This is a genomic window from Vibrio spartinae, from assembly GCF_024347135.1.
GTDB classification, from domain to species: Bacteria; Pseudomonadota; Gammaproteobacteria; order Enterobacterales; family Vibrionaceae; genus Vibrio; species Vibrio spartinae.
In genome coordinates this window covers 383,995-396,156 of record NZ_AP024908.1, presented here as the reverse complement: position 1 = coordinate 396,156, position 12,162 = coordinate 383,995, and the positions used below count along the sequence as shown (strand labels likewise).

Here is a 12,162-nt window from a genome sequence, read left to right as displayed (position 1 = left end):
AACCGAAAAGTTAAATTCTCTGAGTCAGCCACCCGATTGATTTTTCAGCGCTGTTTTCTGCTTGATACTTTTCTGCTTGATACAATTGTTCGCGCAAGCGAAGAATCGCTTGAACAATAGCAAGCGCATCATTTTTATCGGTCTTTTGGTTTTGTCGAATTACCATGACTCATCGGGTAGAAATGGGGTTGGCCTGATGCCTGACTCAAAGGTTAGTCAGCGATTAGAGCGGGAGTCCAATTAATTATCTTGTTATATGTAGAACTTTGAACTAGAAATATGTCGGTATTGAACCATCAAACTCAGAAGAGTTACTTGAAATATACATACAATCAGCCCCCTCAATACTCACAAAATCAAGCCGACTATAAAATTGATGGGCAATATCACTATGTAAGAATAAGATTTTGCAGTTGTGATTCACGAACAATTCGGCTTTCACCAGATTGACCAAATGGGATGCATAACCTTTCCCACGCAAGCTTTGATACGTCGCGACTGAACCCAAGCCAAAGCAGTCATCTTTGAGACTAAACATACCGTCATGCCACGTATCAAAACCCATGGCATAAATAGCATCTAGCTCATGAGCTTCTGCTTCTTTTAAGTACATCCTTGTAAATTCCCTCAATTGACCAAGATATATAATGCCAGTTTAAGTGGTGATCAACGCAATTCAATGTTTCTGCACACCACTTGAATCACTAAACTTAGCGCATGGTAAAAATGCCACGCGTTGCGAATCCGTCTGAAGCGTTAGCTGTGTATGTTTAGCAACCTCGTAACTTTATACGAAATAGTGCTTACGCCTTGCGAACACCAAGCCTCACTTTAGCCGCCAACCACTAAATTTTCATAATTAGCCATAAAGAGCTAAATTTGCATCATTAGCTATAAACAGCTAAATTAACCCAGAGGAACGGAGAGGAGTTTTCTGTGGCGGTGACTAATAAAGCAATTGCAGTGATCAGCGGTGATATTATTCATTCAACCAAACTAAGTACAGACCAGTTTGAGCAGCTACTGGCACGCATCAAAGAAATTCAAATATGGATGAGTACCGAAAACGCATCCAATGCGCACAGTATCATCCGGGGGGATGAATTTCAGAGTGTGGTGCATGATATTGAAAACACACTGCGCTATACCCTGATTTATCGGCTCGGGATTAAAGCGCTTGGCAAAGCCTTTGATAGCCGAATCAGCTTTGCCATCGCAACGCATGCCGATCTGCGTGAATCCGTCTCAGAATCCATGGGAGAAGCATTTGTCCTGTCCGGGCGCGGGCTCAAGTCATTAAAAAACCACCGGCTGATTTTCAGTTCTGACCGAGCCGAACTCAATACCCAGTTTGACTTACTCTTTCAATACCTCGACCGACAGTTGACCGACCTAACCGCACGCCAGTGTGAAGTGATGCTACCCATGCTACAAACGGCTCAGGATTTATCGATTAGTGAGTTAGCGACGCAGCTCGATGTCGCTACAGCGACCGTCAGTAAATCACTCAAAGCATCGGGCTGGCCACTCATCAGTACACTCAATCAACAATTTATCAACCAAGTGGCAGGGCCCCAAAATGTCTGATTTTCTGACGGTTTTCATCGCGTTTTTGCTGATTCATCTGATCGGTGATTTTTACCTCCAGCCCGGACGATGGCGAGCAGCCAAGCAAAAATCCACTTATCGCGCCCCGGAACTGTATATCCATGCATTATTGCAGGGGGTTGCGCTGTCCGTACCGGCCTTGGTGCTCGGGATGGATTGGCCCTCAACAGCTTGCTTGATCGCGATTGTGGTACTCAGTCATTGGGCTATCGACCTGTGGCAAGCCACGCGACATGAACATCAATTAACGCATATTGTGGTGGATCAAAGCCTGCATGTTCTGGTCTTTGCGCTCCTTGCCTTTCATATGACAACGGATATCACGATTGACACGATACTCGGGTATGACAAGTTCTCAGACGGAATGCTGATCGCCTTGGCGTATGTTCTCATTCTCAAACCGACATCGGTGGTGATTGGCAGCATCTTAAACAAGTATTCCATTACCGTGACTGCCAATCATCCGCAGATGAATGGTCTTGTCGCCGGGGGAGAGTTGATCGGTTATTTAGAGCGAATATTGATCCTGACGTTTACGCTGGTCGGGAGTTACGCTGCGGTCGGTTTTGTCTTTACTGCCAAATCAATTTTCAGATTCGGCGAACTGAACAAATCAGACAGTCGCAGCCTCACCGAATATGTTTTGATTGGTTCCTTGTTATCAGTGGTGATCGCCACTCTGGTCGGCACTTTGGTCTCACTCGGCTTTGATATCAAAATGAAATGAGTTCACACCGCTTTATACGGATGACCGTGAACCGCTCACTGTAAACCGAGATGACCACAAGCTGAACAACTCACTCAGCCAAGTACAACACAAAAAAATGCCCGGACGGTGTTTCTTTGTCCGGGCGAAGAAGGATCTTGGCTTGTGGTTAAATACCGGCACAAGATGGCGCAAGAGCGCAGATCATGTTGATCAAGCACTCCAGCGCCACGGCCACATCCTGAGTCTCTACATTTTCTCGCGGATTATGGCTGATGCCTTTCTCACAGCGGACAAACAACATCCCCATCTCGGCAAGGTTTGCCATCACCATAGCATCATGACCGGCACCACTGGCAAGATAACAGACATCCTTCCCGGTTGCTGATTCGACCACATCTGCCCAGACCAGTTGTAACCGATCACTACATGGAACCGCCTGTGCCTGATAGATCTGTTCGTGGGTCATGGTTAAACCACGCTTGTCAGCAATGGCTGCTAATTGTGCCATCAGCAATGGCGCACAGTGATCCAGTTTTTGTTGAGACTGGCTCCGAATATCCAGTGAGAACTGCACCTGTCCGGGAATCACATTGACGGCAGCGGAGCGTATCTCACACTTGCCGACAGTCGCGACGATTTCATGCTCGGTGGCAAATGCTTCAATGCAGGCAATCATCTCAGCGGTGCCGCATAACGCATCATGGCGTAACGGCAGCGGGACAGTTCCCGCATGACCGGCAACGCCAGACACATCGATGAGAAACCGTTTCGCGCCGGCAATGGCAGTGACCACACCAACCGGCAGATCAAGGCTTTCCAGCAATGGTCCCTGTTCGATATGGACCTCCAGATAGGCGAGTGTCTCTTCCGGTTTTCGGGCCGCGTTGACCACCTGATCAGGATCAAGTCCGAACCGATTCATCGCCTCGCCAATACTGACCCCGTCCTTATCCTGACGCTCTAACAATGCCGGATTCCACATCCCGGCAACCGGGCTGGACCCCAGCAGCGTGGTTTGGAAACGGGTGCCTTCTTCATCGGCAAACGCCACCACATCGACATGAAACGGTAAGTCAACGTCTTTGAGTGCATCTAACGCTTCAATCGCCAGCAGAATTCCCAACGGGCCGTCATAACCACCGGCATTGGCTACCGTATCACTGTGCGAACCGATGATCAGCGTCGGCATACTGGGATGTGCCGAGACTTTTCTGCCCCACTGATTCCCTACTTCATCCTGCCACGTTTCCAGACCCGTCTGAGTCATCCACTGCGCCAGTTGGTGATGCGCTTGGCGGTGCTCTTCAGTCAGATAAGCCCGTAGAATGCCATTTGGCATTGCGCTGAATGAGGCTAAGGTCTGAATTCTTTCCATCACCTGTGTTGCCCGGGGTGCTGCCTGCATACGCGCTCCTTCTGATTGCCTCATATTTTATGACTCTTCCTTGCTTTGACGATGACCTGAATCAGGCACCGAAGACATCCATTGCTGCCGCAACGGCCTGACCGGCTGCAACGGGGACTTTGGCTTTGAGTAATACAGATTCAAGTGCTGCCAGTGTCATCAATACACATTCTTGACGGGCGTTATAACCCATGGTGCCAATCCGCCAGATTTTGCCGTGGAGCGGCCCGAATGAGGTGCCGATTTCAATGCCGAAACGATGCAACAATTCTTGGCGGGCCTGCTCACCATTGATTTGCTCTGGGATATAGACGCCGACCACGTTGTTCATTTTGTATTGTTGATTGCCAAACAGGGTTAAGCCCATCGCTTCAAGGCCAACCGCCATTGCCCGTCCGGCTTGTTGGTGACGGGCGATCACTTGTGCGGCTCCCTCTTCCAGATAGAGCCGGGCACATTCGCGGGCAGCGTACAACATGCTGGTCGCTTCCGTGTGATGGTTGAGTCGTTCCGGCCCCCAGTAGTCCATCACCATCGCTAAATCAAAATAGTTCGACAGAATCGGGGTATCTTCACCATCCTGATGTGCTTCGGTACGAATACCGGCCTCGACTCGCTTGCGGCGGTTAATCACCGCAACACAACGCTCACTGAGTGTCACCGGCGCGCTACCCGACGGGCCGCCCAAACATTTTTGCAGTCCGGCAGAAACCGCATCAAGATGCCATTCATCCACATTGAGCGTATTCCCGGCAATCGATGCAGTCGCATCACAGTAAAACAGCACCCCGTGACGCTGACAGATTTCCCCGATCTCAGCTAATGGTTGGTTCATGGTGGTTGATGTATCACCCTGTACGGTTGCCAACATTTTCGGCTGGAATTCACGAATGGCCGCTTCAACTTTTTCCGGCGGACACACCTCTCCCCATTCAATATCAATCGTCTGCACTGTCGCACCAACCCGATGCGCAATTTCACACAACAGATGGCCGAATCGTCCAATGACCGGAATCAACACTTTATCCCCCGGTTGCAACACCGACACCAACACCGCCTCGATACCGGCACGGGCAGTGCCGTCAACGAGAAATGTCTGCGGATTCTGTGTCTCAAACACGTTGCGATAAAGGGCTTGTACCTGATTCATATAGCCAGTCATCACCGGATCGTATTGCCCGATCAACGCTGATGAGATCGCCTGATGAACCCGGGGATAAGCGTTTATCGGCCCCGGTCCCATCAGCATCCGTTGTGGCGGATTGAGGGTTTCAAATAGCGGATTGGTTTCCATACATCTCTCCATAAAATCTGATTCAAATTGTCGGCTTAAAACGGACCGACCAAAGCATCGCCATCGCTGCGCGGATCCGTTGCCGGGGTGGCTCGGCCGCCCTCATCTAACGTGATTGCGCCAGCATGGCCCATAAGTTCATTTTGATCTTTCACTTGCGTAATCTGATGACCACGTTCGCGTAATGTATCCTGATACGCCAGATATAAACTCTGCTCAAGCCGCAGCTGATGCGTATCGTCACCCCAAGTACGCCCCAGTAACCAGCGCGGCATGGCAATCGCTTCATCCAGCGTATAGCCTTGATACACGTAACGGCTGAACAGACAGGCTTGGGTCTGGGGTTGCCCTTCTCCGCCCATGGTGCCATAGACGATCCGTTGACCATCGTTCAGCGCAGCATAAGCCGGGTTTAAGGTGTGGAATGGCTTTTTGCCCGGCTTCAGCACATTGTGATGTGTGGCATCGAGAGAAAAGCTTTTCGCCCGGTTGTTCCAGACAAATCCCAGATTCGGCAACACAGCACCACTGCCGAACTCCCAGTACACACTCTGAATAAAACTCACCATCGTGCCGTATTGGTCAGTCGCTCCCATCCAGACCGTATCACCGGGTTTGGCGATATGCGGCCACGGTTGAGCCTGCTCAAGAGTAATACGAGCCGCACACTCAGTGACGCTCTGCTCCGTCAGCAGTTGCTGAAGCGATACCGACAAGTCAGCGTCATCGGTCACGTATTGATCGCGCAGAATAAACGCCTGTTTGGTTGCTTCGACCAATAGATGAATGTGATCGATCTCACTGTCAGCCTGCGCGACCAAACGATCATAAATCGCTAAAATCAGCAGCGAAGCCACACCTTGTGTCGGCGCGCCGAAGTTATACAGTCTGCCCTTACCGGTCTGTACCGATAACGGTGCCATCACCCGGGCTTGATGGTGATGGAAATCGTCAAGCGTGATCGGGCTGCCTAATGCCGCCAGATCCGCCGCGGCCTGCCTGGCAATCTCACCGCGATAAAAATCATCCAATCCTGCTGTTGCAAGCCGCTCAAACGTCGTAGCCAATGTCGGATTACGCAGCATCTGCCCGATCTCAAGCGTCTTGCCGCCTGGCAAATAGTGCTGAGCAAATGACGGGATATCCGCCAGCATCGCGACCGTTTTTTCGCTCGCATTGACCAGACTCTGTGTCACTTCAATGCCTTCCCGCGCAGCGGTAATTGCCGGTTGCAACAGTTGTGGCAAGGTATGCTGGCGGTGATTGAGCGCTAAGGCCTGATGCCAGCCGGAGAGCGCGCCGGCCATGGTGATCGCAGCCGCGCCACCACTCGCGGGTAATTCATCCCCTTGCGCACGGTATTCAGCCGGATCGAGATGCAATGCAGCCGCGCCACAGGCATCAATGGCAATCGGTTGTTGTCCCGGATGGCAAATTAACCAAAAGCTGTCACCACCGATGCTATTCATGTGCGGATACTGCACGGTCACCATCGCAGCCGCAGCCACCATCGCTTCACTGGCGGTACCGCCCTCATCGAGAATTTTCTGCCCGACTTCCGCGGCCCGATAATGGGGCGCGGTAAATGCTGTCTGATATTTCATTGACTGTTTTCTCCGGCCATCAGTCTTGCTGCAATCGCCAATAATCGCGGCTCTTCATTCGGTAGCCCTAGTAACGACATCCCGCAAGGGCCATCATGCATCCCGTGAAATGGCAAATGTAACTGGGGGAACCCGGCTAATCCGGCAATGGCGGTCAATCCCATCAACTCAGTCCGGTAATCCGCCATGGCTTGCGGGGTAATCGCCAGTGATGGCGGCCCCGCAGGTGTGGTTGGTAGTAGCCAGACGCCACCGTGTTCATCTAACTGGGCATATAACCACATGCGGAAGGCTTTCTGGCGGAGCTTCCCTTGCTGATAAGTTTTATCTTCGACCGTTCTCGCCCATTTGACCCGTTCTAAAATGGCAGGATCGAGCGAGCGCTCATGCTCCGTCAGCCAACGACCATGTTTCTGGATAATTTCATAGCCCTGAATGCTGCGAAACAGCAGACTCAGTGCATCCAGCGTCCACTCGGACTGTGTCATAAAATCTTTCTCTTCGAGCGCAATCCCGGCCCAACGGCAACGGTCATGAACCCGCTGATAGCGATCTTCATTCAGGTGCTGAGCCATAAAACGGTCAAGATAGAGGGTCGGAACCGGATCAACCGTATCCGGGAGCGTCTCTGCGGATAGCTCACAATAAACCGACGTCAGAACGGACAAATCCCGCGCAAAAATACCTGCGGTATCAAAGCTTTTGGCGAGTTCGAAGCAATTGGCGAGATCAAACTTTCCCAATGTGGGACGTAAGCCGAACAAGCCACAATAACTGGCGGGAATCCGCACCGAACCGCCGGTGTCTGTCCCGATAGAGAAATCCACATCCCCCTGAGCGACGGCCACCGCGCTGCCACTCGATGAACCACCGGGAATACAATCGGGCGCGGCCGGGTTCTCGGGCGTCCCGTAATGGATGTTTTGTCCGTTCAGGCTATAAGCCAGCTCATCGGTCTGAACCCGGCCATGACAAGTTGCCCCTGCACTGAGTAAGGTTTCGATAATCGGTGAAGTCGCATTGGCCGAGGCATGGCTTTCCAGCCATGCGGGATTCCCGGCTCCGGTGGTATAGCCTGCGACATCAAACAAATCTTTAAACACAAAGCTCAAACCGGATAATGCCCCATCATCCGTTGCCGCAAGGTAATCGGGCCCTTGCTGACAATAAATACGTTGGTCTCTGACCTGATGTTGTCCCATATCTGTTTCTCCGCTTACGAGTTAGCAGCAGCCTCACTGGCTGGCTGATAACGTTTGGCATACCGATTCGCAAGAATTGCACAGTAGAAAATCTGAATCGGGTGATAAAGCATTATCGGTAGCAAAATCATGCCAAGGTTCGGGTCGGTACCAAAAATAACCGTTGCCATCGGCACCCCTGCCGCCAGCGTTTTCTTGGTACCACAAAACACCGCAGCTACTTCATCTGCCCGCGAAAACTGACAACGCTGCGCGCCCCATTGAATCGAATGAACCATCACCAACAGCACAATACAACAGATGCCAATGGCGGTAGCTAACATCCCGACCGAGAAGTTCTGCCAGATGCCATTTGCGACCGAGTCACAAAACGCATTATAGACAATCAGTAGAATAACGTACTTATCCACTTTGTTGACCACAGACTTATGTCGTTCGATAAAATTCAGTAACAGCGGTCTGGCAAGTTGTCCGACAATCATCGGGATTAACAACAGTTTGGCGATAGAGAGTACCGAGCTCATCAGATCTAACTGCACCCCTTTCATGCCCATAAAGAACTGAATCATCAACGGGGTGAGAAAAACACCGAGAATACTGGAAAGTGATGCATTAAAAATTGCCCCCGGGACATTGCCTTTACCAACACTGGTCATCGCAACCGAGGAAGAAATGGTACTGGGCAACACAAACAGATAGCAGAAACCAAAAGCAAGCGACGTCGGCATCCATGCCAGCATGCCATTCCCTAAAATAACCCACAGTAACGGATAAAACAGGTAAGTCGCCAACTGTATATACACGTGCAGTTTCCAGTTGCTCACGCCTTGCTTAATTTTCTGCGGAGACAGCCCTAACCCGTGTAAGAAGAAGACAATCGCGACGCCGATCCCGGTCAGTTTGTCGAGATGAATCAACCCACCGGAACGCCCCACCTGCTCAGAAACAGTCGCCAGCAAGATGGCGGCCACCATACCAACCAGAAACCACTCTTTTTTTAATTTATTGATGATACTCATTCTTGTTTATACCCATGCTTGTGTGTTGCTTGCTGTTGTGTTGCTTACTATTCATTGTGTTACTAACGATTACGTTACTAGCGATTACGTTACTAACTATCATATTCATCGTCTTGCATGTGCCAATCTGACTTACTCTAATTCGTTGAGCTGAGCATAGTTCATACTGATTTTTCGACTGACCTGCGTCGATTTGCTCTTTAAGTGTAAAAACGTTTGATTGACCAGATGTGAAATCAAGCTCATCGGCACCGTATAGCTGTCTAACGGCAGCTCATTATTCATATAACAGATAAAGTAGTGCCCAGCTTGCTGCGCATATTTCTGCCCGGACTGATCGGTAATCAGTAAGCTCTCCCGCGATGCCAGAAAAGACATTATTTTCTCAAAATTTGCCACCCGCCGACGGATACCGATCACAATCGTAAAATCATCGTCCTCAATGGATGCCAGATCTTCACCAATCGTCTGACCGGGTAACGGCAATAACTCAACCTGTGTCCGACACTGCATGAGCTGCTGACGAAAATGCATCGCCAGCGGGTAACTGTTGCGATAGCCGATAATTTTGATCCGTTTTGCCGTCGCCAGTTTCTCAATTAATGCGTAATGATCCTGCTGAGTCAGTTGTTCCCAGAGTTTTTCGAGAGCCCGCAACTCATGATTGAATTCAGAGTCATCCAGTGTCGTCATCATCACCGGCTGACCATTATCCCGCTCAATCATCAACTCCTGACGTAAAGCAAGGTGGTCTTCATAGCCCAGTTTGCGGATAAAACGACTGACACTGGTTTTCGAGACCTGGCACGCTTCAGCAATCTCGCTGGTGGATAACATCAGCACCTTTTCCGGGTTCAATTGCAGGTAATCCGCCAGACGCCGGTTATTGTCTGTCAGACTGGCATAATGCCGGGTGATCCGTTCACTGAGCGGACAGTTTGCCGATGACTGATGAACGGGTTGACTGACATCATGGGTTTGGTCATTCATAGCTGATGTTCTCTCCTTACAGGCAATTGATGGTGAATGCTGACGCGCGCTATACAGCAATCTGGTTTTTATCAAGGGTTAACCCATATGCGTTGACTCAAGTGCGTTATCCCGAATGTGTGAATCAATCGGTGTAAATCAATCGGTGTAAATCAACTGGTATTAACCCAGAAAACATTAAAGTACCGCAGAGAGAAAACTTCTCAGCTCCGCAGTTTGCGGATTAGCGAACACCGCTTCACTCGGCCCGGTTTCCCACACTTTACCTTCGTTCATAAACACGACCCGATCCCCGACATCCCGGGCGAAATTCATTTCATGGGTGACTAAAATCAGCGTCATCCCTTCCGCTTTGAGTTGTTCAAGCACTTTCAGCACTTCACCGACAAGTTCAGGATCCAACGCTGATGTAATTTCATCACATAACAGGACTTTCGGGGACATCGCCAGTGAACGAGCAATCGCCACGCGCTGTTGCTGGCCGCCGGAAAGATTGCCCGGATAGGCGTCAAATTTATCGCCCAGTCCGACTTTTTCCAGTAATTCGCGAGCAATTTGCTGACAGGCTGCGGTCGTTTTTTTCTGCACCAGTTTCGGTGCCAGCATGACATTTTCACCAACGGTTTTGTGAGGAAACAGATTGAAGCTCTGAAAGACCATGCCAACACTCTGACTCAATAAACGCAGTTTATATTCATCATTTTCTACGGCTTGCTGATCGACGATGATCGCGCCTTCCTGATAGGTTTCCAGACCGTTCATACACCGCAGCAACGTGCTTTTTCCTGAGCCACTCCGGCCGATAATCGAGATCACTTCTCCGGCTTGAATTTTCAGGTCTACCCCTTTCAATACATGGTTTTCACCATAAAACTTATGAACCTGATCAACACTAATGAGTGACATAATGCTTCGCCTCCGAGCTGTGAGTAAATCGTCCTGATTTCAGTGGTTCTGATTGCCTGTTCTTCTGGCAAGGCTGTGCGCTTTTCATACCAATACACCTCAAACCTTGCGTGATTCGAGATAACGGGCAAACATCGATAAAGGAAAGCAAATTGCAAAATAGAGCAGCGCCACCATGGCAAACACTTTAAACGGCTGAAATGTTGCATTGTTGAGCATGGTGCCGGCTTTGGTTAATTCGACGAAACCAATAATCGATGCCAAGGCAGTCCCTTTGACAATTTGCACCGAGAACCCCACTGTCGGGGCAATCGCAATGCGCATTGCTTGCGGGAAAATCACATGTCGCATCGTTTGCAGATAAGTCAGCCCCAGCGTCCGACAGGCTTCCCACTGACCTTTGGGTAAGGATTCAATACATCCCCGCCAGATATCATGGAAAAACGCACTGCTGAATAACGTTAACGCCAGAATCGCTGCCGACCATGCACTGACTTCGATACCGAGCAGCGACAGGCCAAAGAAAGCCAGAAAGAGCTGCATCAATAACGGTGTCCCTTGAAACAGTTCAACATAGAGCTGAATCAAACGGGTAAACAACGGGTTGCGCGTACTGCGTAATAAGGTCAGCCCCAATCCGACCAGACCACCGCCGATAAAGGCATACACAGACAACAATAACGTCCAGCGCGCCGCCAGCAGGAGGTTACGGAAGATATCCCAATCGGTAAACTGCATCATCCTGAATGTCTCCTATAACGATGGGTTTTTAAACGCAAGGTGGCGGAAATAAGCGAATCCTTGGCGCATCAAAATCGCCAGTACCAGATAAATCACCGCGGTTAATGTGTAGGATTCAAAACTCAGAAAACTACGGGATTGCACAAAGTTTGCAGCAAAGGTCAGGTCTTCGACCGATATTTGCGACACCACCGCCGAACCGAGCATCACAATAATGCATTGACTGACCAACGCCGGATAAACCCGTTGGTATGCGGGTGGCAAAACAATGTGGATGAAGATTTGACGTCGGGTCAGCCCCAACGTTTTACCCGCCTCCCATTGCCCATAAGGCACAGCACCAATACCGGCCCGGATAATCTCGGCACTGTATGCGCCGAGGTTGAAGACCATGGCAATCACACCCGCCTCCCATGCAGTAAGCTTGAGGCCGAGTGCCGGTAAACCAAAGAAAATGAAAAAGAGCTGCACAATAAACGGGGTGTTGCGAGTGACTTCAATATAACTGGCACACAGCAAGCGCACCCCGGGTTGGCGTCCGGTTCTGCCTGCGGCACACAACGTGCCAACCACCAGCCCTACGACAGTTGAAATCACCGTCAATTGCACCGTCGTCCAGACACCTGCCACGAACTGTGGCAGGTATGGCGCTAATCCGGCATAGTCTAGCTGATAACTCATGCT

General features: G+C 50.3%; 13 protein-coding genes. 2 read left to right on the top strand and 11 right to left on the bottom strand.

The window, feature by feature from the left end:
• Positions 1-10: 10 nt before the first annotated feature.
• Together OCU60_RS19595 and OCU60_RS19590 are read right to left on the bottom strand one after the other, a co-directional pair.
• Complete coding sequence (locus tag OCU60_RS19595; protein WP_159439460.1) at positions 11-166, bottom strand: hypothetical protein; 156 nt, start codon at positions 164-166, stop codon at positions 11-13.
• Positions 167-271: 105 nt separating this feature from the next.
• Positions 272-613 carry a GNAT family N-acetyltransferase gene (locus OCU60_RS19590; protein ID WP_074373034.1) on the bottom strand — a complete coding sequence of 114 codons (342 nt, stop codon included), beginning with the start codon at positions 611-613 and terminating at the stop codon, positions 272-274.
• Positions 614-936: 323 nt separating this feature from the next.
• Between OCU60_RS19590 and OCU60_RS19585 the strand changes: the two genes are divergently transcribed.
• The gene (locus OCU60_RS19585; protein ID WP_074373033.1) at positions 937-1,587 is read left to right on the top strand and encodes a hypothetical protein; all 651 of its coding nucleotides are present in this window, start codon (positions 937-939) and stop codon (positions 1,585-1,587) included.
• Positions 1,580-2,335, top strand: a complete 756-nt coding sequence (locus OCU60_RS19580; protein WP_074373032.1) for a DUF3307 domain-containing protein — start codon at positions 1,580-1,582, stop codon at positions 2,333-2,335. The genes OCU60_RS19585 and OCU60_RS19580 overlap by 8 nt, the downstream gene beginning before the upstream one ends.
• A gap of 148 nt (positions 2,336-2,483) precedes the next feature.
• On the opposite strand, the gene OCU60_RS19575 is transcribed toward OCU60_RS19580, so the two are convergent.
• From OCU60_RS19575 to OCU60_RS19535, 9 genes are all read right to left on the bottom strand, one after another.
• Entirely contained in the window at positions 2,484-3,722 is a 1,239-nt protein-coding gene (locus OCU60_RS19575) for an allantoate amidohydrolase (protein WP_095533303.1), read from the bottom strand.
• A gap of 61 nt (positions 3,723-3,783) precedes the next feature.
• Complete coding sequence (locus OCU60_RS19570) at positions 3,784-5,016, bottom strand: pyridoxal-phosphate-dependent aminotransferase family protein (protein ID WP_074373030.1); 1,233 nt, start codon at positions 5,014-5,016, stop codon at positions 3,784-3,786.
• Positions 5,017-5,051: 35 nt separating this feature from the next.
• The gene (locus OCU60_RS19565) at positions 5,052-6,620 is read right to left on the bottom strand and encodes a gamma-glutamyltransferase family protein (RefSeq protein WP_074373029.1); all 1,569 of its coding nucleotides are present in this window, start codon (positions 6,618-6,620) and stop codon (positions 5,052-5,054) included.
• Entirely contained in the window at positions 6,617-7,822 is a 1,206-nt protein-coding gene (locus OCU60_RS19560; RefSeq protein ID WP_074373028.1) for an amidase, read from the bottom strand. The genes OCU60_RS19565 and OCU60_RS19560 overlap by 4 nt, the downstream gene beginning before the upstream one ends.
• 14 nt (positions 7,823-7,836) lie before the next feature.
• A complete protein-coding gene (locus OCU60_RS19555; protein ID WP_074373027.1) occupies positions 7,837-8,841 on the bottom strand; it encodes a bile acid:sodium symporter family protein in 1,005 nt (334 codons plus the stop codon).
• Between the two features lie 132 nt (positions 8,842-8,973).
• Complete coding sequence (locus OCU60_RS19550; RefSeq protein ID WP_074373026.1) at positions 8,974-9,831, bottom strand: MurR/RpiR family transcriptional regulator; 858 nt, start codon at positions 9,829-9,831, stop codon at positions 8,974-8,976.
• A 177-nt stretch (positions 9,832-10,008) separates the two neighbouring features.
• Entirely contained in the window at positions 10,009-10,737 is a 729-nt protein-coding gene (locus tag OCU60_RS19545) for an amino acid ABC transporter ATP-binding protein (protein ID WP_074373025.1), read from the bottom strand.
• 99 nt (positions 10,738-10,836) lie between these two features.
• Positions 10,837-11,478 (bottom strand): amino acid ABC transporter permease, encoded by a 642-nt coding sequence (locus OCU60_RS19540; protein ID WP_074373024.1) that lies wholly within the window; start codon positions 11,476-11,478, stop codon positions 10,837-10,839.
• Positions 11,479-11,490: 12 nt separating this feature from the next.
• A complete protein-coding gene (locus OCU60_RS19535; protein ID WP_074373023.1) occupies positions 11,491-12,159 on the bottom strand; it encodes an amino acid ABC transporter permease in 669 nt (222 codons plus the stop codon).
• Between the last annotated feature and the right edge of the window lie 3 nt (positions 12,160-12,162).